The sequence below is a fragment of the Streptomyces sp. NPDC091289 genome (assembly GCF_044757365.1).
In the GTDB taxonomy this organism is placed as follows: Bacteria; Actinomycetota; Actinomycetes; order Streptomycetales; family Streptomycetaceae; genus Streptomyces.
The window spans coordinates 196851-220349 of sequence record NZ_JBIVUT010000015.1; the positions used below are offsets into that span (position 1 = coordinate 196851).

Annotated in this window: 21 protein-coding genes; 13 read left to right on the forward strand and 8 right to left on the reverse strand. The window is 72.7% G+C overall.

Going from position 1 to position 23499, the window contains the following annotated elements; genetic code table 11:
- The first annotated feature begins 151 nt into the window (after positions 1-151).
- Together ACIQPT_RS21690 and ACIQPT_RS21695 are read left to right on the forward strand one after the other, a co-directional pair.
- On the forward strand, positions 152-844 hold the full coding sequence (locus tag ACIQPT_RS21690; RefSeq protein ID WP_401157526.1) for a metal-dependent transcriptional regulator: 693 nt from the start codon (positions 152-154) through the stop codon (positions 842-844).
- A 592-nt stretch (positions 845-1436) separates the two neighbouring features.
- Positions 1437-2333 (forward strand): alpha/beta fold hydrolase, encoded by an 897-nt coding sequence (locus tag ACIQPT_RS21695; protein ID WP_401157527.1) that lies wholly within the window; start codon positions 1437-1439, stop codon positions 2331-2333.
- A gap of 22 nt (positions 2334-2355) precedes the next feature.
- On the opposite strand, the gene ACIQPT_RS21700 is transcribed toward ACIQPT_RS21695, so the two are convergent.
- The 3 genes from ACIQPT_RS21700 to ACIQPT_RS21710 form a co-directional block, all read right to left on the reverse strand.
- Positions 2356-3993, reverse strand: a complete 1638-nt coding sequence (locus ACIQPT_RS21700; RefSeq protein ID WP_401157528.1) for a transporter — start codon at positions 3991-3993, stop codon at positions 2356-2358.
- On the reverse strand, positions 3990-4817 hold the full coding sequence (locus tag ACIQPT_RS21705; RefSeq protein WP_401157529.1) for an ABC transporter ATP-binding protein: 828 nt from the start codon (positions 4815-4817) through the stop codon (positions 3990-3992). Before ACIQPT_RS21705 ends, ACIQPT_RS21700 begins: the two co-directional genes overlap by 4 nt.
- 75 nt (positions 4818-4892) lie before the next feature.
- Positions 4893-5579, reverse strand: a complete 687-nt coding sequence (locus ACIQPT_RS21710) for a bifunctional DNA primase/polymerase (RefSeq protein WP_401157559.1) — start codon at positions 5577-5579, stop codon at positions 4893-4895.
- A gap of 253 nt (positions 5580-5832) precedes the next feature.
- Here ACIQPT_RS21710 and ACIQPT_RS21715 point away from each other — a divergent pair, with 253 nt between their 5' ends.
- Positions 5833-7215, forward strand: coding sequence for a transcriptional regulator (locus tag ACIQPT_RS21715; protein WP_401157530.1), 1383 nt, complete (start codon positions 5833-5835; stop codon positions 7213-7215).
- A 187-nt stretch (positions 7216-7402) separates the two neighbouring features.
- Positions 7403-9019 (forward strand): hypothetical protein, encoded by a 1617-nt coding sequence (locus ACIQPT_RS21720; RefSeq protein WP_401157531.1) that lies wholly within the window; start codon positions 7403-7405, stop codon positions 9017-9019.
- A 35-nt stretch (positions 9020-9054) separates the two neighbouring features.
- Here the strand turns inward: ACIQPT_RS21720 and ACIQPT_RS21725 are convergent, their stop codons facing one another.
- Positions 9055-10326 (reverse strand): ABC transporter substrate-binding protein, encoded by a 1272-nt coding sequence (locus ACIQPT_RS21725; protein ID WP_401157532.1) that lies wholly within the window; start codon positions 10324-10326, stop codon positions 9055-9057.
- A gap of 174 nt (positions 10327-10500) precedes the next feature.
- Between ACIQPT_RS21725 and ACIQPT_RS21730 the strand changes: the two genes are divergently transcribed.
- Both ACIQPT_RS21730 and purU read left to right on the forward strand, forming a co-directional pair.
- Positions 10501-10947, forward strand: a complete 447-nt coding sequence (locus tag ACIQPT_RS21730; protein WP_401157561.1) for a hypothetical protein — start codon at positions 10501-10503, stop codon at positions 10945-10947.
- Positions 10948-10975: 28 nt separating this feature from the next.
- A complete protein-coding gene (gene purU, locus ACIQPT_RS21735) occupies positions 10976-11884 on the forward strand; it encodes a formyltetrahydrofolate deformylase (RefSeq protein WP_401157533.1) in 909 nt (302 codons plus the stop codon).
- 28 nt (positions 11885-11912) lie between these two features.
- On the opposite strand, the gene ACIQPT_RS21740 is transcribed toward purU, so the two are convergent.
- Both ACIQPT_RS21740 and ACIQPT_RS21745 read right to left on the reverse strand, forming a co-directional pair.
- Positions 11913-13337 carry a zf-HC2 domain-containing protein gene (locus ACIQPT_RS21740; RefSeq protein WP_401157534.1) on the reverse strand — a complete coding sequence of 475 codons (1425 nt, stop codon included), beginning with the start codon at positions 13335-13337 and terminating at the stop codon, positions 11913-11915.
- Positions 13334-13927 carry an RNA polymerase sigma factor gene (locus tag ACIQPT_RS21745; RefSeq protein WP_401157535.1) on the reverse strand — a complete coding sequence of 198 codons (594 nt, stop codon included), beginning with the start codon at positions 13925-13927 and terminating at the stop codon, positions 13334-13336. Before ACIQPT_RS21745 ends, ACIQPT_RS21740 begins: the two co-directional genes overlap by 4 nt.
- Before the next feature lie 331 nt (positions 13928-14258).
- On the opposite strand from ACIQPT_RS21745, the gene ACIQPT_RS21750 reads away from it, so the two are divergent.
- Together ACIQPT_RS21750 and ACIQPT_RS21755 are read left to right on the forward strand one after the other, a co-directional pair.
- Positions 14259-14633: an STAS domain-containing protein gene (locus ACIQPT_RS21750; protein WP_401157537.1), complete on the forward strand. Its 375-nt coding sequence runs from the start codon at positions 14259-14261 to the stop codon at positions 14631-14633.
- An 84-nt stretch (positions 14634-14717) separates the two neighbouring features.
- Positions 14718-15239, forward strand: a complete 522-nt coding sequence (locus tag ACIQPT_RS21755; RefSeq protein ID WP_401157539.1) for an EF-hand domain-containing protein — start codon at positions 14718-14720, stop codon at positions 15237-15239.
- 48 nt (positions 15240-15287) lie between these two features.
- Here the strand turns inward: ACIQPT_RS21755 and ACIQPT_RS21760 are convergent, their stop codons facing one another.
- Positions 15288-16859 carry a class I adenylate-forming enzyme family protein gene (locus tag ACIQPT_RS21760; protein WP_401157562.1) on the reverse strand — a complete coding sequence of 524 codons (1572 nt, stop codon included), beginning with the start codon at positions 16857-16859 and terminating at the stop codon, positions 15288-15290.
- 179 nt (positions 16860-17038) lie between these two features.
- Here ACIQPT_RS21760 and ACIQPT_RS21765 point away from each other — a divergent pair, with 179 nt between their 5' ends.
- The 4 genes from ACIQPT_RS21765 (at position 17039) to ACIQPT_RS21780 (ending at position 21354) form a co-directional block, all read left to right on the forward strand.
- Positions 17039-18250, forward strand: a complete 1212-nt coding sequence (locus ACIQPT_RS21765) for an amidohydrolase family protein (RefSeq protein ID WP_401157541.1) — start codon at positions 17039-17041, stop codon at positions 18248-18250.
- Positions 18251-18264: 14 nt separating this feature from the next.
- On the forward strand, positions 18265-19422 hold the full coding sequence (locus ACIQPT_RS21770) for an acyl-CoA dehydrogenase family protein (RefSeq protein ID WP_401157543.1): 1158 nt from the start codon (positions 18265-18267) through the stop codon (positions 19420-19422).
- Positions 19423-19429: 7 nt separating this feature from the next.
- The gene (locus tag ACIQPT_RS21775) at positions 19430-20434 is read left to right on the forward strand and encodes an acyl-CoA dehydrogenase family protein (RefSeq protein ID WP_401157545.1); all 1005 of its coding nucleotides are present in this window, start codon (positions 19430-19432) and stop codon (positions 20432-20434) included.
- Positions 20435-20841: 407 nt separating this feature from the next.
- Positions 20842-21354: an ATP-binding protein gene (locus tag ACIQPT_RS21780; protein WP_401157547.1), complete on the forward strand. Its 513-nt coding sequence runs from the start codon at positions 20842-20844 to the stop codon at positions 21352-21354.
- A 38-nt stretch (positions 21355-21392) separates the two neighbouring features.
- Here ACIQPT_RS21780 and ACIQPT_RS21785 read toward each other — a convergent pair whose 3' ends face one another.
- Positions 21393-22319 (reverse strand): cyclase family protein, encoded by a 927-nt coding sequence (locus ACIQPT_RS21785; protein ID WP_401157549.1) that lies wholly within the window; start codon positions 22317-22319, stop codon positions 21393-21395.
- Between the two features lie 84 nt (positions 22320-22403).
- Here ACIQPT_RS21785 and ACIQPT_RS21790 point away from each other — a divergent pair, with 84 nt between their 5' ends.
- Complete coding sequence (locus ACIQPT_RS21790; protein WP_401157550.1) at positions 22404-23378, forward strand: SDR family oxidoreductase; 975 nt, start codon at positions 22404-22406, stop codon at positions 23376-23378.
- Positions 23379-23499: the final 121 nt, after the last annotated feature.

Sequence of the window (23499 nt, forward strand, 5' to 3'; positions counted from 1 at the left end):
GACCAGTGACCTGTCAATAGCGCCCTGCGACCCTGTCCGTACGCACTTCCACCGGTCTTCCACCGAGGCGGCACGGTTGTCGGTGCTATGCGTCAGAATTGGTGCAGGGCCATCGCACGACGTTTTCTAGTCACAGCATCGAGGGGCACGTATGTCCGGACTGATCGACACCACGGAGATGTATCTCCGCACCATCCTCGAACTGGAAGAGGAAGGCGTGGTCCCCATGCGCGCCCGTATCGCTGAACGGCTGGACCAGAGCGGTCCGACCGTCAGCCAGACGGTGGCCCGCATGGAGCGCGACGGACTGGTCCAGGTCGCGGGGGACCGCCACCTGGAGCTGACCGAGGAGGGCCGCCGCCTGGCCACCCGCGTCATGCGCAAGCACCGGCTCGCCGAGTGTCTGCTCGTGGACGTGATCGGCCTGGAGTGGGAGCAGGTCCACGCCGAGGCCTGTCGCTGGGAGCACGTGATGAGCGAAGCGGTGGAGCGGCGGGTGCTGGAGCTGCTGCGCCACCCGACGGAGTCGCCGTACGGGAACCCCATCCCGGGCCTGGAGGAGCTGGGCGAGAAGGCCGAGGCCGACCCGTTCCTGGACGCCTCCATGGTGAGCCTGGCCGACCTGGACCCGGGCTCCGAGGGCAAGACCGTGGTGGTGCGGCGGATCGGGGAGCCGATCCAGACCGACGCCCAGCTGATGTACACGCTGCGCAGGGCCGGGGTGCAGCCCGGGTCCGTCGTCAGCGTCACCGAGTCGCCCGGCGGGGTGCTGGTCGGCTCCAGCGGGGAGGCGGCCGAGCTCGACTCCGAGGTCGCCTCGCACGTCTTCGTCGCCAAGCGCTGACCCGGCCGCCGGGCCGGTCCCGGTCACGGCAACACAACCGTGATGTGCGCTTTCCGATTTCCGTCCGGAACGGCAGCGGCCGGACGCGTCACATGCCAGGCTGAGGCCAGGCAGAGGACCTGGGGGTGTCGGCCGGCCACGGCCGGCACGGTCGGGGAGGGAGCAGGGAATGCACCCGTCGTACCACCACGCGTACCACCACGCGCGCCGCACGGTGCCCGTCGCACGTCGGAAGGGACTGGTCCCGGCCGGTGCGGGGCACCTCGCGCCGTCGCCCGCCATCGTTGTCGGGACACCCTCCGGGTGCCGTCCCCGGACAGGGGGCGGCCCCGGCGTCCGAAGGCGCCGGGGCCGTTCCTCCCCTGTGCTGACCCGGAGCCCCGAGCTCTCAAGGTCAGTTCCCGCGGGCCCCTGTCCCCGAGCGGCCCGCCTCCCGCTGAAGATCTCCCCAGGCCGGCCGACGTCAATCCTTGACGGGTGTCACTCGAACGTGGGGTCTTGGGTGGCGGAACCCCGTTTTCGAATAAGAGTTCGATAGCCTGGCGGGGCGCGACCACACGGTGATCGAGGACCAGAAGGGGGTGCCAGGACTATGGTGCGGCGCATCGATGTGACCGGAACCGACGGCGTACGCCTCGCGGCATGGGAGTTCGCCGACCCGCCCAAGGGGCGCGCGGAAGCGGACGGCGCGCCCGGGGTCTTACTGCTGCACGGGCTGATGGGCCGGGCCTCGCACTGGGCCCCGACCGCCCGCTGGCTCGCCGAACGGCACCGCGCGGTCGGCCTCGACCAACGGGGCCACGGCCGGAGCGACAAGCCCGCCGACGGCCCGTACACCCGCGACGCCTACGTCTCCGACGCCGAGGCCGCGATCGAACAGCTCGGGCTCGGCCCCGTCACCGTCGTCGGCCACGCCATGGGAGCGCTCACAGGCTGGCAGCTCGCCGCCAAGCGCCCCGACCTCGTCCGCGCCCTCGTCGTCTGCGACATGCGGGCCTCCGCCCTCGGCGCGGCCTCCCAGCGCGAGTGGAGCGACTGGTTCGACTCCTGGCCGCTGCCCTTCGCCACCCTCGCCGACGTACGGAAGTGGTTCGGCGAGGACGATCCCTGGGTGGAGCGGCCCAACCCCTCGCGCGGCGAGTTCTACGCCGAGGTGATGGCCGAGCGGGAGGACGGCTGGCGCCCCGTCTTCTCCCGCCGCCAGATGCTCCGCTCCCGCGCCACCTGGGTCTTCGACGCCCACTGGGAGGAGCTGGCCCAGGTCCGGTGCCCCGCGCTGGTGCTGCGCGGCCTCGACGGGGAGCTGGGTCGCGCCGAGGCCCAGGAGATGGTCCGCGTCCTGCCCCGCGGGCAGTACGCGGAAGTGGCGGACGCGGGCCACCTCGTCCACTACGACCAGCCGGAGGGCTGGCGGGCCGCCGTGGAGCCCTTCCTGGAACAGCTCGCCGAGGACAACCACGACGACGACCGCGAACCGGTGTCGCCGTAGGCGCAGCCCTGAAGGCGGCGGCTCAGCCCTTGCTGACCGCCGTCAGGATCTCCGGCAGCCGGTTCGCCGTGCGCACCGCGGCGAACCGCAGCCCCGCCCACCCGATGAGCGCCCCGTAGACCAGCCCGCCCGGCACCATCAGCCACAGCGCGTCGTGGTGGTCCGCGAGGTGCATCCAGATCGTCGCCACGATCACCGGCGCCGACAGCAGCGCGGCGGCCAGCATGCCGCCGAGGATCGAGATCCAGGCCAGACCGCCCTGCCCCGGCACCACGTTCTTGAACGCGCCCTCCTGCGGAATCGAGTACGGGAACAGCGCCGAGGCCACCGCCCCCGTCGCCACCATCGAGCTCAGCAGCGCGAAGGACAGGCCCAGCGCCCCCGGCAGCGACCGCCAGTCACCGATCATCGCCGCCGTCACCGCGCACACGACCAGCGTGAACGGCAGGGTGAGCAGCAGCAGGACCATCGCCCGCGCCCGCAGCTCGACGTACGCGTCCCGGGGCGAGGAGATCGTCAGCGCCACCATCCAGAACGCCGAGGTGTCCTGGCCGAACTGGTTGTACATCTGCATGCCGAGCATCCCGGCGGCGAAGCACGCGAAGTAGACCGAGCCGGTGCCCTGGAGCGCGTTGAGCAGCGGCACGATCGCCCCGACCGCCAGCGCCGTCACCCAGGCCGCCTTGGTCTTCGGGTCCCGTGCCACGTACCGCAGACTGCGCTGCATCACCGTCGCCGTACGGCCCTCCGGCAGCAGCGCCGACAGCCTGCCCCGCCCGGACTCCTCACGGGCCGGCTCCGCCGCCGCCAGGGTCGAACCGTCCGGCGCGGTCATCAGCTTCACCAGGCTCCGCTGCCACATCCACATCAGCGCCACCAGGGCGGCGACCGTGATCAGGAGCTGGGCGACGGCGATCCCGTACGCACCGTCCGACGCCGCGTCCACCGACGCCACCGCCGAAGCCCCGGGCAGCCAGCGGACCACGCCCGCCGCCGGGTCCAGCGCGGAGAGCCCGCCGGACTGGCCGAGCCGCTGCGCCCCGAAGTTGACGAACTGGATGCCCACCGCGATCACCAGCCCGCTGAGCACCGCGAGGTCGCGGCCCTTGCGGGAGTTCAGCAGCCGTACGTTGGCCGTGGCCACCGCCCGGGACAGTGCCACGCACAGCAGCATCGTCAGCGGGACCGCGAGCACCGCGAACACGATCCCCGCCGCCCCGTGCGCCAGCGCCAGGACCGAGCCGACCACCAGGCACAGGGTGAACAGCGGGCCGATCCCGACCATCGAGGACACCAGCAGGGCCCGGATCAGCGGCTCGGGCCGCAACGGCAGCATCACCAGCCGGGTCGGGTCGAGGGTGTCGTCACCGCTCGGGAAGAACAGCGGCAGCACCGCCCAGCCGAGCGCCACGACACCCGTCAGCAGCACCACGACCGTGCCCGCGTGATCGTTGCCGCGCAGCAGGACCAGACCGAGCACCTGGCCCGCCGCGAGCAGCAGGGTGAAGACGAGGGAGACGATGAACGCCGCCGTGCGCCCGGACGACTGCCGCAGCCCGTTGCGCAGGATCGTCAGCTTGAGCCTGACGAAGATGGGGGTCAGGCCCGTCGTCGGCGCCGCCGGGGCGGTCGCGGTGACCGGGGCGTCCAGCACGCTCATCGGGCGCCGCCCAGCCAGTCGAGGGAGTCGCCCGCGTCCCGGCCGCTCGCGCCGACCAGTTCGAGGAAGGCGTTCTGCAGCGAGGGGGCGTCGCCGCGCACCTCGGCCAGCGTGCCCTGCGCCTTGATCCGGCCCGCCGCCATCACGGCGACCCAGTCGCACAGCGACTCGACCAGCTCCATCACATGGCTGGAGAAGACCACGGTCGCCCCGGACCGGGTGTAGCGCTCCAGCACCCCGCGGATGGTCTGCGCCGAGACCGGGTCGACGCCCTCGAACGGCTCGTCCAGGAACAGCACTTCGGGGTTGTGGAGCAGGGCCGCCGCGAGCCCGATCTTCTTCCGCATACCGGTGGAGTAGTCGACGACCAGCTTGTGCTGCGCCCCCGCGAGATCCAGCACGTCCAGCAACTGCGTGGCCCGCTTGTCGACCTCGTCGCCCGGCAGACCGCGCAACCGGCCGTTGTAGGCGAGCAGTTCACGCCCCGAGAGCCGCTCGAAGAGCCGCAGCCCCTCCGGCAGCACCCCGATCCGGGACTTCACCTCGACCGGATCCGTCCACACGTCGTGGCCCGCGACCTCGATCTTCCCCATGTCGGGCCGCAGCAGCCCGGTGACCATCGACAGCGTCGTCGTCTTGCCCGCCCCGTTGGGCCCCACGAGACCGATGAACTTCCCCGCGGGCAGCTCCAGATCGATCCCCGCGACGGCGACCTGTTCCCCGAACCGCTTCCACAGCCCCTGTACGCGGACGGCGGGCCGTGCCTCGTGGGCACCACCCGTCGCCGCGTCTGTTTCCGTACGCGCATCTGCCCGGTCCGGCATGGCACAGCCTTTCGATATCCCCACGTGGTGGGGACCACCCTACGAAAGGCACCCCTATGAGGGGTCTCCGGTGTCCTACGAGGTCCGGGTGCGGGCGTCGGCCGCCTCACGGGCACAGGCGTACGCCAACGGGCTGATCAACTCGTCGACATCGGGCAGCCAGCGGTTGGTCTGGGTGGGCTTGCGGGCCCACTGCACGGCCCCCCGGGCGCCCACCCGGGTGGGCGGGGCGGCGATGTAGTGGCCCTCGCCCCGGCCGGTCAGGTCGATCGCCTCGGCGTTCCAGCCGAGCATGCGCACCAGCTCGGCGGCCTTGCCGGCGGCTCCCGGCAGCACGAAGAACAGCATCCGGCGGTCGGGCGTGCAGGTGACCGGGCCCAGCGTCAGGTCCATCCGCTCCATCCGGGCCAGCGCCAGGAAGCCCGCGGACTCGGGCACCTCCAGCGCGTCGAAGGCCCGGCCCGTCGGCAGCAGCACCGAGGCGCGGGGCTGCCTGCTCCACATGCGCCGGGCCGCCGCCCCGCTGCCGGTCGCCTGTCCCGCCCAGTCGGGCCGGTCCGCATGGGCCCCGGGCAGGGCGCAGCCGGCGTCGCCGCACGAACACCGCTCCCTGCCGCCCACCGCCTCCAGCCAGGTGCCGGGGAACACGTCCCAGTGACGCTCTTCCGCATACCGCACCGCGGCGTCGAGCAGGTGCTCGCCCCGCTGCTGGGGGACCTGTGCGGCTTCCGTGACTCCGATGGGCTCTTCCACGTCCAGCACAACTCCCGCCGTCACCAGGGGTTACGGCCTCCCCTGAACCGGGCCCGGCGCATCGATCCTGCACGCGGGGCGCATCGGTGCATGGGCGGGGGCGCGCGTGCGGCGTCGCACCGAAGGACGGGTAACCACCTCCAGGACCGCCGCAGGGACCGTCGTACCGAATGCCGATGGAATATGCGCATTTCTTGTGTATGTGCCGGGCAGTGATCCCTTCCACCGATCACTGCACATAACCGATGTTTCAGGGGGACATATGGCTGCAAGGCCTCTCGTAGCCCGCCAGCCCAACGAACGGCTCCAGACGCTCATCCAGGAAGCCGCCTGTTCCAACGCGGGCCTCGCCCGCCGCGTGAACATGGTCGGGGCCGAGCGGGGGCTCGATCTGCGCTACGACAAGACCTCCGTGGCCCGGTGGCTGCGCGGCCAGCAGCCCCGGGGCCGCGCCCCGGGGATCATCGCCGAGGCGCTGGGCCGCAAGCTCGGACGTACGGTCACGATCGACGAGATCGGCATGGCCAACGGCAAGAACCTCGCCTCCGGCGTCGGCCTCCAGTACGCCCCGACCGCCGCCGGGGCCGTCGAGCAGGTCTGCGAGCTGTGGCGCAGCGACGTGGGCCGCCGCGATCTGCTCACCGGGTCTGCGGTCGCCGCGTCCGCGCTGGTCGAGCCCAGCCGGGACTGGCTGATCTCGGGCCCGGACGCGCAGGTCGAGCGGGCGGCGGGGGCCCGGGTCGGGATGTCCGACGTCGAGGCGGTGCGGGCGATGACCGCCGCGCTGACCGACCTCGACCACCGGTTCGGCAGCGGCCATGTGCGGCCGGTGCTCGTGCACTACCTCAACAGCGTGGTCTCCGGGCTGCTTTCGGGGGCGTACCGCGAACAGGTGGGGCGGCAGCTGTTCGGCGCGGTGGCCCGGCTCACCGAGCTCGGCGGCTACATGGCGGTCGACACCGGCCAGCCCGGACTCGCCCAGCGCTACTACATCCAGGCGCTGCGGCTCGCCCAGGCGGCGGGCGACCGGGCCTACGGCGGCTATGTGCTCGCCGCGTCGATGAGCCATCTCGCCGCCCAGCTCGGCAACCCCCGCGAGATCGCCCAACTGGCCCGCGCCGCCCAGGAAGGGGCCCGGGGACAGGTCACCCCCCGCGCCCAGGCGATGTTCTACGCGGCGGAGGCCCGGGGACACGCCCTGCTCGGGGACGCCCGGACCTGCCACGCGGTGGCGGGACGGGCGGTCGCCGCGCTGGAGCAGGCCGACCCGGACACCGGCGACGACCCGGTCTGGATCGCGCACTTCGACGCGGGCTACCTCGCGGACGAACTGGCCCACTGCCACCGGGACCTGGGGCAGCCGCACGAGGCCGCCCGGCGGGCCAAGGAGGCGCTGGCCGCGCTGCCGGAGACCCGGGCCAGGCGCCGGGGCATCGCGCTGGTGCTGCTGGCCTCGGCGCAGGTGCAGCAGCGCGAGGTGGAGCGGGCGTGCCACACGGGGACCCGGGCGATGGAGTTGCTGTCGACGGTGCGCTCCAGCCGGGGTGCCGAATATCTCGACGACCTCCAGCAGCGGCTCGCGCCCTACGGGGAGGAGCCCGCGGTACGGGAGTTCGGCGAGCGGATGGAGCTCCAGGCGGCGTGAGGGCGCGCGGTCCTCGGTGCGGTCCGGGCCGCGTCCGGCGCGGTCCGACCGTTAACAGCGTCGCCGGGACGCGGGATGTTACCCGCCCTGTGAAGGGGTCGTGAGGGGCACCACGCGCTTGGCGGAGGCGGGTGACCACCCGATAGCGTGAGCCGACGATTCCGTAGGTTCACATGTAGGAGTCCCGGTGACGCAGAGCGGACAGGGCGGACAGGGCGGCGAGCAACAGCTCCCCGCCGCACGACCCGCGCACGAGGGTGTCGTGCTGCCCGCCGACGGCGGAGCCCCCTGGACCCCGGGGGCGCCCGCGGCCGGACAGGGCGAGCAGGGCGCGCCCGCGGGCGGTCAGCCGTGGGGCCAGCAGTGGGGGCCGCAGTCCGCCGGGCCGCCGCAGCCGGACCAGCAGGTTCAGGGGCAGGGGCAGGGGCACTACGGCTACCCGCCGGCGCAGCCCCTGCCGCCCGCGCAGCAGCAGCCGCCGGGCCCGGAGGCGTACCAGCAGCCCGGGGCGTATCAGCAGCCGCAGCAGTCCCAGCATTCCCAGCTGCAGCCCGGCTCCTACCAGCAGCAGCCGCAGGAGCCGCAGCAGCCCGGCGGGTACCAGCCGCAGTACCCCCAGCAGCACGAGCAGCAGCAGCCTCAGCACCAGCCCCAGCCGTACGCGCAGCCGCTTCCCCCGGAGGCCGGTCAGGCCGGTCCGGGCGGTCAGGCCGGTCAGGGTGCTCCCGGTGGTGACGCGGACGCCACGCAGTTCATCGCGCCCGTCCCGGGCGGCCCCGGTCCCGTGGGGCCCGTGCCGGGCGGCGGGGACGCCGACGCGACCCAGTACATACCCCCGGTGCCCGGAGGGGCCCCGTACGGGATCAGGCCGGGCGCGCCGGGGGACCGGCAGCCGCCCGCGGAGTTCGACAACCTGTTCCGTACGGAGGAACCGGCGGGCGCCACGCAGCAGATGCCGCAGTTCGACGCGGGGCAGCAGCAGCCCCCGCCGTACCAGCAGCAGCCCCCGTCCCCGTACCAGCAGCAGGGCTACCAGCCCCAGCAGCAGCCCCAGGGCGGCCCGTTGCCGCCGCAGGACCCCGGGGGCTACCAGTCCGGCCTCCAGGGCCTCCAGGGCCGCGCCGAGCAGGACGGGCCGGTCCCGCAGCCGGGCGGCGGGGCTCCGCGCCGGCGCTCCGCGCACGTCCCGCTGATCGCCGCGGTCGTCGTCGGCTGCGCGGTCGTCGGGCTCGGCGCGGGCTGGCTGATGAGCGGTGGCGACGACTCCGGCAAGGACGACAAGCAGCCGGTCGCCGCGCAGAGTTCACCGGCCGAGGCCGAGCCCACCACCAAGGCCGCGCCCGACCCGGCGAAGCCGCAGGCCGAGGCGCTGGACAAGCTGCTGGCCGACAGCAACAACAGCCGGGCCGCGGTGATCGGCGCGGTCGAGAAGATCAAGTCCTGCAAGGAACTGGACCAGGCGAACACCGACCTCAAGGGCGCCGCCCAGCAGCGCCGTGACCTGGTGACCCGGCTCGAAGGCCTGACCGTCGACAAGCTCCCGCAGCACGCCGAGCTGGCCGCCTCGCTCAACCGGGCGTGGAAGGCCTCCGCCGCCGCCGACGAGCACTACGCCACCTGGGCGCGGCAGGCCAAGAAGAACAAGTCCGTCTGCAAGGGCGGCCAGGCCCGGTCGACGAGCGCGACGGCCAGGGCCAACCAGCAGAGCGGGGTGGCCACCCAGGCCAAGCGCGAGGCGTCCAAGCTGTGGAACGCGATCGCGGTGAAGTACGGCCTCACCAAGCACACCTACGTCGAGCTCTGACCCGGGCCGGGTCCTGACGGACGGCCCGCCGGGCCCTAGCCGCGCGGGGCGTCCGTCAGGGCGTCCGAGACGTCCACGAAGCCCTTCCTCTGGGCGGTGAGACGGCCCTCGCGGACCACCTGGAACGTCACCTTCGTGTTGACGATGCGCGGGTAGCTCAACGTGCCGACCAGGTCCTTGAAGCGCCAGCGGAGCGTCGGGGTCAGGCCGCCGGTGTCGACCTCGACGCCCCGGTTGAGGGCGGACGCGACCCGCCCCGATGTGACGTCCCCGTCGTCGAGCGCCCGGACGACCGCCCGCAGCACCGTGTACGCGATCCACGTCGTCTGCACGGCGGTGTCGTCCGGGTCGATGCGGTTGTCCCCGAAGGCGTACTTCCCGATCACCTCGCGCATCTCCTTCCAGCGCGCGTTCTTCGCGTCCGGGTACCAGCCGGTGACGTACGCGCCCTCGAAGGGACTGTTCCGGCCGCCCGTGCGGTCGATGAGCGGCTGACTGACACTGCCCAGCACGGAGGAGATCCTGACCCGCTCGCCGTCCGGCTCCAGACGGCGGAAGGAGTCGAAGAACGTCTCCGTCCGGGCGCCGAGCACCGCGGTCACACAGCTGCCATCGGACCGTTCCAGGGCCTTCGCCGCCTGGTCGTCGTAGGACGTGGCGTCCTCGGGGGCCAGGATGTCGGTGGAGGCGGGCCGGTCGGCGGCCAGCAGCCCGTTGTTCAGGAGCGGCGGCATGCCGTCGCCGCTGATCGAGTCGGGGCGCACCAGCGAGACCCGCTCGCAGCTGTCGCCCAACTGCCGCCCGTGACCGGCCAGCAGCGCCGGCTGGCCGCCGTTGACGGGGTACGAGAGGTAGCTGCTGAACTCCTCGGTGGAAGCGCCGTAGCCGCCGATGTACGGGACGCCGCCCGCCTCCAGCGCGGGCATGAAGCTCTGCCCGTGGCGGCTGTACGAACCGACGACGGCGGCCACCTTCTTCCCGACGGCCTCCCGCGCGCACCGCTCGGCGCCGATCGCGGTGTCGGCCTCGTCGCAGACGATCACCCGCAGCTCGCGCCCGTCGATGCCGCCGGTGTCGTTGACCCAGCGGGCGTACGTCTGCGCCATCGCGGGCACCCCGGACATCTTCACCGCGTTGATGTTCTCCGACCGGTCGGGCGCCCAGGTCATGACGGTGACGGGCTCCCTGGATCCCCCCGAGACTCCAGGGAGCACACCGCAGCCGGACAGCAGCACCGCCCCCGCCGCCGCCGCGCTGATGACGCCCGGGAAGGGGCGGGGAAAGGTGGGGCGTAGCCGTCCGGTCATGGACCAGGACCCTTCCGGGCCCGGGGTAACGGCGCGGTGTGCCGCCCTCAACGCTCGGTGACGTCCAGGTGAATTACGGGGGCCCGTGCGGGGGCGGTGTGAAGGAACGTACGATCGAGCACCGTGCAGCAAGGTTCGGAGAACTCTTCCCGTCGCGGCCGTCGCTCCTCCACCATGGGCGGCATGCCGCTCACTGACATGCCGTGGTGGCGCTGGCGCACCAACGTGCGCTCGGCGCTGCACATGCTCTCCGACCCCGCCTTCCACCACGAGTGCTGGCTCGCCGGCCGGGAAGGGTACGGGGACGTCACCGACGCCGTGTACCGCCTGGTCGAGGACACCTGGCTCGACAACTGGTCCGCCGAGAAGTACGTCGGCACCATATTCAGGGACTCCGCCGAGGCCGCCGCCGTGGACGCCGCCGCGCTGCGGGTGCTGCGGATCATGCACCAGGTCGGCGCGGACGCCCCCGTCTCCGCCTATCTGGAGCACCACGGCTGGCCCGAGGCCGTCCAGGCGGCCCGCGAGGCCCATGTGATGCTCGCCACCAACGACGCGGAGGATCCGGACATACCGCCGCGCTCGCTGGACGTCATCCGCATCATGACCAGAGCGGCCTGACGTCGGGCGGGTGTGGCACGCTACGAGGATGACCGCGCCGCAGCCCGCCCCCGCCCCCGCCCCCGCCGCCGCCTCGGACGCCGCCGCGACCGAGCAGTACGTCCTCACGCTCTCCTGTCCCGACAAACAGGGCATCGTGCACGCCGTGTCGAGCTATCTCTTCATGACCGGCTGCAACATCGAGGACAGTCAGCAGTTCGGGGACCACGACACGGGCCTGTTCTTCATGCGCGTCCACTTCTCCGCCGACGCCACCGTGACGGTGGACAAGCTGCGCGCCAGCTTCGCCGCGATCGGGGAGGCCTTCCGGATGGAGTGGCAGATCCACCGGTCCGCGGAGCGCATGCGGATCGTGCTGATGGTCAGCAAGTTCGGCCACTGCCTCAACGACCTGCTGTTCCGCTCCCGCACCGGGGCGCTGCCGGTCGAGATCGCGGCCGTCGTCTCCAACCACACGGACTTCGCCGAGCTCGTCGCCTCGTACGGCATCCCCTTCCGGCACCTCCCGGTGACGAAGGACAACAAGGCGGAGGCCGAGGCGCGGCTCCTGGAGCTGGTCCGCGAGGAGGACGTGGAGCTGGTCGTCCTCGCCCGCTACATGCAGGTCCTCTCCGACGACCTGTGCAAGCAGCTGAGCGGCCGGATCATCAACATCCACCACTCGTTCCTGCCGAGCTTCAAGGGCGCCAAGCCCTACCACCAGGCGCACGCGCGCGGGGTGAAGCTGATCGGCGCGACCGCGCACTACGTCACCGCCGACCTCGACGAGGGCCCGATCATCGAGCAGGAGGTCGAGCGCGTCGGCCACGACGTGACGCCGGACCAGCTCGTCGCCATCGGCCGGGACGTGGAGTGCCAGGCGCTGGCGCGCGCGGTGAAGTGGCACGCGGAGCGGCGCATCCTGCTCAACGGCCGCCGTACGGTGATCTTCGCGTAGGGCCTGCTGCCCTCAAGCCGGCTGCCCTCTAGAGCCGGCTGAGCGAGGCCGTCGCGAACAGCACGTCGCGGATGGCCTCGCGGTCGCCCTCCTGGCCCGCCGCCGCTTCCACCGGCGAGATGTGGCCCGCGACGAGCCGGCAGAACTCGACCCCGTCCAGGGCCACCTGCGCCACCGCGCGCTCGGGCGAGCCGACGGCGGCGGGCGAGTCCAGCGCGATGTACCAGTCGCCCCCGCCGTGGCCCTCGATCTCCAGATGGAGCGAGCGGCCCGGCGCCCCGGCCGCGACCAGGTCCTTCGCCGGTCCGGCCAGTCCGGCGCTGCGGCGCCCCGCGAGGGCGGCCGGAAGCATCCGGGCCGCCAGGTCGATCATCCGGTGCAGATGGGCCGCCGACGGCGACCGGTACGGGTAGTCGACGGCCTCCGCGATATCCCCGCCGTGCACCCAGCACTCGAAGGCCCGGTCCAGAGCCGCGTCCTGGAGCGGCAGGGCGAAGGAGCCGTAGGAGACGGAGGTCTCGGCGACGTTCCGCCCGGCGAAGGACGCCGTACGGATCAGCTCGTGGCTCTGGGCCCGCCAGGGCTCGCGGACGGCCCGGGTGGGCGGCGGACCGGCCGCCGACCAGTACGACTCGGTGCGTTCGGTGGGGTCCAGCGGCACCTCGCCGCCGCCGAGCGGGTCGTCGAGCCCGAGCGCGGCGGACAGCAGCCCGTCCACCGCCATCAGGTGGCCGAGCACACCGGCGACCGTGGTCCTGCGGCTGACCTCGCGCTCCTCCTCGAACCACTGCAGGCGCACCGGCGCGTGCCACTCCGAGTCCCCGATGTCGCGGAGCAGCGCGTCGAGCCGGGCGGTCTCGGCGTCGTACGGGGCGGCCCACTCCGGCACCGGGATCCGGGCCGGGCGGCGCCCCAGGCAGCCGTCCATCACCCGGGACCGCAGCGTCGGGTCGAGGTCCAGGGAGCCGTCGGTGTGCAGCAGCCCCACGGCGTCCCGCAGCCGCAGCGCCTCGTCCGCGCACGGGGCGCACTCGGTGAGGTGCTCCTCCACGGCGGCGGTCTCCTCGGCCGAGCAGGCGGACAGCGCCCAGGCGCCGAGCAGGGCCTTGAGGACCCGGTGGGGGAGGACCGGGACGGCGGCGGAGGAGGAAGAAGAGGAGGAGGAGGCGGCGGCGGAGGAGGAGGAGGAGGAGGAGGAGGTCATGAGCGGCTCCGGTACGGCCTGTTCCGGCGCGGCCTGTTCCGGCGCAGCCTGCTCCGGTACGGCGTGCTCCGGCGTGGCCTGCTCCGGTACGGCCTCGGCGGGGGCGTTCGTCCCGCCGGGCGGCGGCAGCGGAGGCAGCACCACCGACTCCAGGTCGAGGTCGTCCGCCGCCCCGCGCGGGCCCGGTATCCGGCGAGCACCGCGCACCTCCTCCTCGCCGCCCTCGCTCTCCCGTCCGTCGCCGCTCACAGGGCCCGCCCGTAACCGGGTGGCGAGGACCCTTCGAGCGGGCGGGCGTTCGCCGTGGAGAGCAGTTGCAGCCCCAGCCGGAGCCGCCGGCGCGCCTCGTCCTCGGTGACCCCGAGATCGGCGGCGGTCTGCCGGTAGTCCCGGCGCTGGATGTACGCCAGCTCCAGGGCCTGCCGCAGCGGTACGGGCATCGAGGAGACGATGTAGTCGGCGCGGGCGGCGGCCGTGGCGCTGCGCACCCGCCGCTCCAGCTCCTCCGGGTCGGGCACCGCGCCCTCGCCGTGCTCCGCCTCGTACGACGAGGTCGCGGCGCGGCGCAGCCGCTGGACGGACTGGCGGTGGGTGAGGCGGGCCACCCAGGAGCGCATCGAGCCCTGCTTCGGGTCGTACGCCTCGGGGTTCTCCCAGACCTGGGCGAAGACCTCGCGGGTCACCAGATCGGCGGCGTCCTCGTCGTCGAGCATCCGGTGCGCCTGGCTGTGGACGAGGGCCGCGAACCGGTCGTAGAGCTCTCCGAGCGCCGCCGCCTCGCCGCGGGCCAGCCTCTGCTGCATCCTGCGGTCCCAGCGGGGTGCCGTGTCCTTCGCCATGAACCCCCCAAGCCCCCGGCCCTGTCGCCCAGCTCCGTGATCCGCCCTGTGCCCGTGATGACCGAATGTAGTCCGCCGGGTGTGCGGTGCACGCGCCTTTGCGGCAACTCTCTTCTGGCGACGCGTGGCCGACGACGGTAGTCGATTTTCGGCCCGGCTGCCTCCTCGGCCCCTCTGAACAGCGGAAACGGGCCGAAGCGCGTCTTTCCACCGGAAACCTCCTGGGCCTCGATGGGCGCGTCGGTGTTTCATGGGGGTGCGGTTGGGCAGCCGCGTGGAGGAACGGAAACTTCCGGATTGCCGGAAGCCCCGGAACGAGAGGTCCAGTCGCGTGACGCTCAAGGTGGACGAGGCGGAGCAGGGCTCCTGGACCGTGCTGCGCATCAGCGGTGAACTCGATCTGGTGACCTCGCCCGTCGTGCGCCAGTCCGTCCACGAGGCGGTGGCGGAGGGGCAGCACGATGTGGTGCTCGATCTCTCCGAGGTGTTCTTCTGCGACTCCAGCGGCGTCGGCGTGCTGATCGCCTCGCGCCGGCTGATGAAGTCCTGCGGCGGCCGGCTGCGGCTGATTCTCCCGGCCAGGGGCGCGGAGGACGGTTCGCATGTCAACAAAGTGCTCGGTGCGCTCGGGGTGCGCCGGCTCTTCGAGGTCTACCCGGACGCACTGTCCGCGACCGACGAGGAGTGCAGGCCGCTGAGCGCCTGAAGCGGCGGGCTCCGATGCGAGGTTGTCACACAGGAGGAGCTGCGCGGTGACACGTGGGCGCTCCGGGCGTCGTACGCTCCCCGCATGGACAGCGCAGAGTACGAGCGAAAGATCGCGCACCGATTCGCCGCCTTCGACCAGGACGGCAACGGCTACATCGATCGTGCCGATTTCAACGCCGCAGCCGCCCGTCTGCTCACCGAGTTCGGTACGACGGCCCGCTGCGACAAGGGGCAGGCGCTCTACACCGGGGCCGAGGCCTTCTGGCAGGGCATGGCGGGGATCGCCGATGTGGACGGGGACCAGCGGGTCACCCGTGAGGAGTTCGCGGGCGGGGCGGTGAAGCGGCTCCGGGACAACCCCGAGCGGTTCGCCGAGATCGCCCGGCCGTTCCTGCGGGCGGCCATCGCGGTCGCGGACGGCGGGAACGACGGCAGGGCGTCGGTGGCGGAGGTGGAGCGGGCGCTCCGGGTCCTCGGGGCGAGCGCCGAGATCGCGGGCATCGCCGCCCAGAGCCTGGACACGGACCGGGACGGGCGGGTCGCGGAGAGCGATGTGGTGGCGGCGTTCGCCGTGTACTTCACGGTGATCGAGCCGGACGCGTAGGAAGCCCGGGCATTACGGGGTCGGCGCGCCGACCCCGTAACGGCTGTTCTAGCGGCCGAACCGCTCCCGCAGCTTGTACTTGAGCACCTTGCGCAGCGTCTCGTTGCGGGGCAGCTCGGCCAGCACCTCCACCTGCTCCGGCAGCTTGTGCGTGGACAGGCCCGCTCCCCGCAGATGGGCGGTGAGCGCGGCCAGGGTCAGCGGCGGTGCGCCGGGCGGCTGTTCGACCACCGCGCAGACGCGTTCGCCGCGCTCCGGGTCGGGCAGGCCGATCACCGCCGCGTCGGCGACGGCGGGGTGGGTGTGCAGCAGGTCCTCGATCTCCTTGGCGGAGATGTTCTCGCCCTTGCGGATGATGATGTCCTTCAGCCGCCCGGTGAGCGTGAGATGCCCGCTCTCCCGGACCCGGCCCAGGTCCCCGGTGATCAGGAACCCCTCGGCGTCGAAGGCCGCGGCGGAGGCGTCCGCGTCCAGATAGCCCCGGCAGACCGCTTCCCCGCGCAGCCGTACCTCACCTTCCACGCCGTACGGGAGCGGCTTGCCGTGCTCGTCGGTGATCCGGATCTCCATGCCCTCCGGCGGCCGGCCCTCCGTCGTGGCCAGGTTCTCCACCGTGTCGTCCGGGGCGCCCATGGTGATCATCGGGACCTCGGTCATGCCGTACCCGTGGGTGAGCTGGACCCCCATCTCCCGGACCACCGCGTGATAGACCTCCGGCGGCTTCGGCGCCCCGCCGCCCGCGAGGAGGCGGAGGGACGGGATGAGCGGGCGGTCCGGGTCCTTGCGCTGCTCGGCCAGGAACATCGCGTAGAACGCGGTCGATCCGCCCGCCACCGTCACCCCGTGCCGCCGGTACTCCGCCAGCGCGTCCGGCAGCGCGAACTGCTCGAACATCACCGCCGGGAACCCGTACAGCAGCAGCATCACCGTGTAGTCGGGCCCGGCGACATGGGCGTACGGGAACGCCATCGAGCCCACGTCCGCAGCCGTGAGCCTCAGCGCGTGGGCCAGGCAGGAGCCGCCCGCGATGAGGGAACGGTCGGTGTGCAGGACGCCCTTGGGGTCCGAGGTGGTCCCCGAGGTCCAGTAGATCCAGCGGACCTCCTCGCCGGAGGCCGGTTCCGGCGGAGGCGGCAGCACCGCCGGGTCGCCGTCGGGGAGGGCGTCGTACGCCTCGAAGACCTGCGGTGGGTCGGGGAGTTCGGCGGCGATCCGCTCGGCCATCGCGGTGTGGTCGAAGCCGCGCCACACGCCGGGCACGGCGAAGAACGCGGCCCCCGACTCCCGCAGCGCGAACCGCACCTCGCGGTCCCGGTAGAACGGGATGACCGGCGTCTGTACGGCCCCGAGCCGGGTCAGGGCGAAGGAGAGCAGGGCCGTCTCCAGCCGGGTCGGCAGCTGCCAGGCCACCACGCTGCCCGCCCGCACGCCCATCCCGTACAGCCCGGCGGCCACCCGCTCGGCGCGGTCCCGCAGCTCGCCGAAGGTCAGACTCCGGCCCTCCTGGAGCAGGACCGGGCGGTCGGGGGCGAGGGCGGCGCGGCGTTCGATCAGCTCCCAGAAGGTGCGGGAGGCGCCCAGGGCGTGGGCGGTTGCGGTCACGTCGTTCACGTCGTTCACGGCGGTCACAGCGGTCCCTCCGAACTGACGGCCAGTCAGATAATGCGGAGAGCGTAGGGCTCCGCGCCTTGTCGGTCCAGGGGTGCGGGGCTAGCCTGAGTGCCGCACTGCAATCTGACGGGTCATCAGAAACTGCCACCGCCCCGGACACCGCCGGGCGCGCCGGAGGGGACGACACCATGACGGATACGGAACTGCCTCGGATCGTCAGCGTCGACGACCATGTGATCGAGCCCGCGCACCTCTTTTCCACCTGGCTGCCCGCGAAGTACCGAGAGCGGGGACCGCAGCCGCTCACCGCGGGGATCGGCGAGCTGGCGTACACGGGCGGGAAGTACGTCATCACCATGGACCCGGACGGGCCGCCCACCGACTGGTGGATCTACGAGGACCTGAAGTTCCCGTACAAGCGGAACATCGCCGCCGTCGGCTTCGACCGCGACGACATGACCCTGGAGGGCATCACCCGGGCCGAGATGCGGCCCGGCTGCTGGGATCCGGCCGAACGCCTCAAGGACATGGACCTCAACCACGTCGAGGCCTCCCTCTGCTTCCCGACCTTCCCGCGCTTCTGCGGGCAGACCTTCGCCGAGGCGCACGACAAGGAGGTGGCCCTCGCCTGTGTGCGCGCCTACAACGACTGGATGGTCGAGGAGTGGTGCGGCGACAGCGGCGGCCGGCTGATCCCGCTCTGCATCATCCCGCTCTGGGACATCGACCTCGCGGTCGCGGAGATCAGGCGGAACGCGGCCCGGGGCGTCCGCGCGGTCACCTTCTCCGAGATCCCCACCTATCTGGGGCTCCCGTCCATCCACACCGGCTACTGGGACCCGTTCTTCGCGGTCTGCCAGGAGACCGGCACCGTCGTCAACATGCACATCGGCTCCAGCTCCCAGATGCCCGCGGCGTCCCCCGACGCCCCGCCCGCCGTACAGGCCTCGCTCTCCTTCAACAACGCCATGGCCTCGATGATGGACTTCCTCTTCAGCGGGGTCCTGGTGAAGTTCCCGACGCTGAAACTGGCGTACAGCGAGGGCCAGATGGGGTGGATCCCGTACGCCCTGGAGCGCGCCGACGACGTCTGGGAGGAGCACCGGGCCTGGGGCGGGGTGCGTGATCTGATCCCCGAGCCGCCGTCCACGTACTACTACCGGCAGATGTTCTGCTGCTTCTTCCGCGACAAGCACGGCATCGCGTCGCTGGACGTCGTCGGCCGCGACAACGCCACCTTCGAGACCGACTACCCGCACGTGGACTCGACCTTCCCGCACACCAAGGAGGTCGCCCTCGACCACGTCAAGGGACTGGACGACGAGACCGTCTACAAACTGATGCGCGGAAACGCGATCCGGATGCTCGGCCTGGACCTGGACCCGGGCCGGGACAAGTAGGCGGGGACAGGGCGGTGGATCTCGCGTACACGGAGGCCGAGGAGGAGTTCCGGCGGCGGCTGCGGGAGTGGCTGGCCGGTGTCCTTCCCGGGCTGCCCCCGAAGCCCTCGCCCGACGACTGGCCCGCGCGCCGGGCGTACGACACCGCCTGGCAGCAGATGCTGTACGACGCCGGGTACGCGGGCCTGCACTGGCCGGCCGACGCGGGCGGGCGGGGCGCGACCCCGACCCAGCACCTGATCTACCTGGAGGAGACCGAGAAGGCCGGGGCGCCCTACGTCGGGGCGAATTTCGTCGGACTGCTGCACGCGGGCCCGACCATCGCCGCCGAGGGCACGGCCGAACAGCGGGCCCGCTGGCTGCCGCCCGTGCTGCGCGGCGACGAGATCTGGTGCCAGGGGTTCAGCGAGCCCGACGCGGGCTCCGACCTGGCCGCGCTGCGGACCCGGGCGGTGCGCGACGGCGACGCCTACGTGATCAGCGGCAGCAAGATCTGGACCTCGCACGCCGAGGTCGCCGACTGGTGCGAACTGCTCGTGCGGACCGACCCGGACGCGCCGAAACACCGGGGGATCAGCTGGCTGGCGATGCCGATGGACGCACCCGGCATCACGGTCCGGCCGCTGCGGACGCTCGCCGGGTCCACGGAGTTCGCGGAGATGTTCCTGGACGAGGTCCGGGTGCCGGTCTCCCACCGCGTGGGGGCGGAGAACGACGGCTGGCGGGTCACCATGGTCACCCTCTCCTTCGAACGCGGTACGGCCTTCGTCGGCGAGGTCGTCGCCTGCCGCCGCACCCTGGACGCGCTCGCCGACGAGGCCCGGCGCAACGGGCGGTGGGACGATCCGGTGCTGCGCAGGCGACTGGGCCGCCTGAACGCCGAGCTGCGGGCCCTGTGGCGGCTGACCCAGTGGAACGTCAGCGAGTCCCAGCGCACCGGCGGGGTCCCCGGCATCGGCGGCTCCGTCTTCAAGCTGCGCTACTCCGGGGCCCGCCAGGAGCTGTACGAGGCGGCGGCCGAGGTGCTCGGGGGCGGCGGCGCGTTCGACCTGGACCGGGAATGGGTGCTGGACCGGCTCTCCTCCCTCTCCTACACGATCGCCGCGGGCACCTCCCAGATCCAGCGGAACATCGTCGCCGAGCGCATCCTCGGCCTGCCGAAGGGGCGCTGAGGCCACCGTGGACTTCCAGCTCTCGGACGACCAGCGGGCCCTGCGGTCCGGCATGCGCGATCTGCTCGGGGCGGTGTTCGACCGGGACCGGCTGAGGGCGGCCGTGGACCGGGGCGGGGCCCTGGACCGGGCCCTGTGGCGGGAGCTGGGCGCGGCCGGGTTCTTCGCGCTGCGGCTGCCGGAGGAGGCGGGCGGGGTGGGCCTCGGGCTGCCCGAGGCGGTGCTGCTCTTCGAGGAGGCGGGCCGGGCGCTGCTGCCGGGGCCCCTGGTCGCCACCCACCTCGCGGCGGGCCGGGTGAAGGGCGCCGCCGAGGGCGAGGCGGTGGTGACCGCCGTGGACGGAGAGCTGCCGGTGGCGCACCTGGCGGAGGCGGACGCGGTGCTGATGGGCGCCGAGACGCTCACCGGGGAGGCGCTGCGCGCCTTCGTCGCCGCCGCCCGGCCCGTACGGTCGATGGACCCGCTCACCCCGCTGCACCGGGTGGCGGGGCGCGCGGCAGCCACCGAGGCATACCGGGCGTACCCCGGCGCACTTCGCCACGAGGGGGCGCTTCTCACTGCTGCCGAACAGCTCGGCAGCGCCGCCCGGACCACCGAGACGGCCGTTCAACACGCCGGGGACCGCGAGCAGTTCGGATCGCCCATCGGATCGTTCCAGGCGGTCAAACATCTCTGTGCCGACATGCTCGCCCGCACCGAACCGGCCCGCGCCGCCGTGTACGCGGCCGCCGTGACCGGCGACCCGGTGGAGATCGCGGCGGCCAAACTGCTCGCCGACGAGGCCGCCGTGCACAACGCCCGCGACTGCCTCCAGATCCACGGCGGGATGGGCTTCACCTGGGAGGCAGATGTTCACCTCCATCTGAAACGGGCCTGGCTCCGGTCCGCGAGCCTGCTCGACCGGGCCGGGGCGGAGGAGCTCCTGGCCGCCGGCCTGGGGGCCGCGCGGCCGGGGCCCGGCGGCCCGGCGGCGCCCGGGCGGAGGCCGGTGGAAGCCGGGGGTGGAGGGTGACACAGCGCAGCCGTGCGGCACCGATACCGGCTTGTGTCCTTTGCGTGATTCGTCACCGGGTGGAGTCGGGGCCCGGCTCGGGTACGCTCCGTGGGATGCGAGTGGTTCTGGAACCGGGCGATCCGGGGGCGGCCTGTGCGGCGGCCCCGGTCCCGGGCGAGGGCGCTCGCCGGAGATGTGCCGGGCCTGCCCGAAGAGCGTTTCTCGCAGTCTCTGCGCGCTCCTGTTCGACTCCCCGCAGCGTGCGTCGCACAGTATGCACCACGCGTACTCCTTCGCGCTGGAATATGCCCGAAGCGCTTGTTGCGGTGACTGTACGTCAACCATGCTGTCGCGTAAGGGAATCACGTTCCGTGACCCTGAGGAGGCGCGAGGCGATGTGTCCGCCGGTTCGGATGGTGTGAGCGGTGCAGGTGCTTCAGGTTCAGCTGGAGGTCGGTCCGGATCCCGCAGAGGTGGGGCGGGCCCGTAGGTGGGCGCGGTCGCGTCTGGTCGGTTCCGGGATAGGGGATGACGAGCCGCTCGCCGAGACGCTCATCCTGCTGATCTCGGAGCTCGTCACCAACGCCGTCGTCCATACGGGCTGTCCCGCCGTGCTGCGGATGCTCTTCGGCGGGGCCGGGTCCTCCGGCGCGGCCGGGACCGTCCGGGTCGAGGTCGCGGACGCCAGCGACTGCCCCCCGCTCCAGCGGCACGCGGAGGGCGACGAGACGGGCGGCCGGGGCCTGGAGCTGGTGGACGGCCTCGCGGACCGCTGGGGCTGGCTGCCGGAGGGCGCCGGGAAGCAGATCTGGTGCGAGGTCGACCGGAGCGGGCCGGTGCGGGGCCCGGAGAAGCCCCCGGTCCCGGGCACGGGCACGGGCACGGGCGCCGACGCCTGCGAGCCGCCCACCTGCCTCTTCACCAAGAACCTGGCCTGAGAACCGCGGCCCCTCCCCGGCCGGTCACAGGACGCTGTTCACAGGACCGCGACCGGGGCGACCGGTGAACCGGTGGCCCCGGCGAACGGCTCCGGCGTCGCGCTGAGCAGAAAGGCGTGCCGGCCCTCCTCCGCGCAGGCGTCGGACAGCGCCTCCAGGTTCCAGTTCTGGCCCTGGAGCAGGCCCATCTCGACCAGGTGCAGCGCGTGCACCGGCAGCCACAGGTCCTCGATCTCCGGCGGGAAGATCTCGAAGGTCAGGGTGTCGTTGGCGACCGCCGCCACGTCCCGGGCGTGGAACCACTCGGGCGTGCGCACCGAGAGCCCCGGCGACGGATAGCCGTACGCGTTCCGGTCCCCGGCCAGCGCGAGGCGCACCTGCCCGGTCCGTACGAGCACGATGTCCCCGGCCCGTACGGTCACGTTCCCGAACTCCTCCGCCGCCACGAGGTCCTCCGGCGTCACGGCGTGATCGCCCGGCAGCCGGTCCACGCCCCGGGCGCGGGCGACATCCAGCAGCACACCGCGCGAGACGAGGTGCTCCACGTCGGCGATCGAGGAGAACCGGGCCCCGCCGTGGGCGGTGATCGTGTCCGCCGGGCGGCCGTTGTAGATCTTCCCGCTGTGCGAGGCGTGGGTCAGGGCGTCCCAGTGGGTGGCCGCCTGGAGCCCCATGGTGACGGCGTCGTCGCTGGTGGCGACCGTATCGGGGCCGAAGAGCTCCTGGTTGATCTGGACCATCGTGTGCAGCGGATTGATCCGGCCCGGGATGAGCCCGCTCTGCACCCCGTCCTGCTGGAGCGGCAGGGCGAGCGGTATCCGGCGGCCGGTGCGCACGGTCGCGACGGCCTCCCGGACGACGGCGTCGGTGATCAGGTTGAGCGTTCCGAGTTCGTCGTCCTTCCCCCAGCGGCCCCAGTTGTTGACGCGCTTGGCGATCTCGTGGAACTCGGCCGGCAGGGACATGGGGACCTCCTGGGTCTTGTGCCGGAGTATCTGACTGCCCGTAAAATCTAACGGTCCGTCAGAAACCGCGGGAAGGGGCCGGGCATGGGGAACTTCTTGGCAGGCAGGGTGGTCGCCGTGACAGGCGCCGGCCGGGGCATCGGGCGGGCGGTCGCGCTCGCCGCGGCGGCGGAGGGGGCGCGGGTCGTCGTCAACGACTACGGCGTCTCCGTCGAGGGCTCCGAACCGACCAGCGAGATCGCCCGGTCCGTCGTCAAGGAGATCGAGGCGGCGGGCGGCGAGGCGGTCGCGGTCGCCGACGACATCTCCACGATGGCGGGCGGGCAGCGGATCGTGGAGACCGCGCTCGCGGAGTACGGCCGGCTCGACGGGGTGGTCTGCGTGGCCGGGATCCTCCGCGAGCGGATGCTGTTCAACATGTCCGAGGAGGAATGGGACCCGGTCCTCGCCACGCACCTGAAAGGCACGTTCACGGTCTTCCGGGCCGCGTCGGCGGTGATGCGGAAGCAGGAGGGCGGGGGCACGCTGATCGGCTTCACCAGCGGCAACCACCAGGGCAGCGTCTCCCAGGCCAACTACAGCGCGGCGAAGGGCGGGATCATCTCGCTGGTGCGCAGCGCGGCGCTGGGCCTGCACAAGTACGGCGTCACGGCGAACGCGGTCGCGCCCGTCGCCCGGACCCGGATGTCGGCCGGGGTGCCGATGGAGCTGAAGGAGATCGGGGAGCCGGAGGACGTGGCGGCGCTGGTCGTCTACCTGCTGAGCGAGCGGGCGCGGGAGGAACGGATCACCGGGCAGGTGTACACGATCGCCGGGCCCAAGATCGCGGTCTGGGCCCAGCCGAGGGAGTTGCGGGCGGCGTACGGGGAGGGGGCCTGGACCCCGGAACGGATCGCGGACTTCCTGCCGGGGACGGTGGGGGTGGACCCGATGCCGATGCTGGCGCGGCTGGAGGAGATGGCGGCGGCGGCGAAGTCGGGGGACCGCCCGAACATTTCCAGCCCCTCCGGCAGGCCCGCACCGGACGACCGGGGTAACTCAAGCCCCTCCGGCGATTGAGGAGCGGGGGTCTGGGGGCGGAGCCCGGGGGGGGGGGGGGGGGGGGGGGGGGGGGGGGGGGGGGGGGGGGGGGGGGGGGGGGGGGGGGGGGGGGGGGGGGGGGGGGGGGGGGGGGGGGGGG

Bases quoted from the DNA above. Each gene is read 5' to 3' on its own strand.
- ACIQPT_RS21745 (WP_401157535.1), bottom strand. From the start codon at position 13,927: ATGGCGAAGGACACGGCACCCCGCTGGGACCGCAGGATGCAGCAGAGG.
- ACIQPT_RS21790 (WP_401157550.1), top strand. From the start codon at position 22,404: ATGGGGAACTTCTTGGCAGGCAGGGTGGTCGCCGTGACAGGCGCCGGC.
- ACIQPT_RS21785 (WP_401157549.1), bottom strand. From the start codon at position 22,319: ATGTCCCTGCCGGCCGAGTTCCACGAGATCGCCAAGCGCGTCAACAAC.
- ACIQPT_RS21730 (WP_401157561.1), top strand. From the start codon at position 10,501: ATGGGCGGCATGCCGCTCACTGACATGCCGTGGTGGCGCTGGCGCACC.
- ACIQPT_RS21690 (WP_401157526.1), top strand. From the start codon at position 152: ATGTCCGGACTGATCGACACCACGGAGATGTATCTCCGCACCATCCTC.
- ACIQPT_RS21765 (WP_401157541.1), top strand. From the start codon at position 17,039: ATGACGGATACGGAACTGCCTCGGATCGTCAGCGTCGACGACCATGTG.
- ACIQPT_RS21725 (WP_401157532.1), bottom strand. From the start codon at position 10,326: ATGACCGGACGGCTACGCCCCACCTTTCCCCGCCCCTTCCCGGGCGTC.
- ACIQPT_RS21695 (WP_401157527.1), top strand. From the start codon at position 1,437: ATGGTGCGGCGCATCGATGTGACCGGAACCGACGGCGTACGCCTCGCG.
- ACIQPT_RS21700 (WP_401157528.1), bottom strand. From the start codon at position 3,993: ATGAGCGTGCTGGACGCCCCGGTCACCGCGACCGCCCCGGCGGCGCCG.
- ACIQPT_RS21705 (WP_401157529.1), bottom strand. From the start codon at position 4,817: ATGCCGGACCGGGCAGATGCGCGTACGGAAACAGACGCGGCGACGGGT.
- purU (WP_401157533.1), top strand. From the start codon at position 10,976: ATGACCGCGCCGCAGCCCGCCCCCGCCCCCGCCCCCGCCGCCGCCTCG.
- ACIQPT_RS21715 (WP_401157530.1), top strand. From the start codon at position 5,833: ATGGCTGCAAGGCCTCTCGTAGCCCGCCAGCCCAACGAACGGCTCCAG.
- ACIQPT_RS21755 (WP_401157539.1), top strand. From the start codon at position 14,718: ATGGACAGCGCAGAGTACGAGCGAAAGATCGCGCACCGATTCGCCGCC.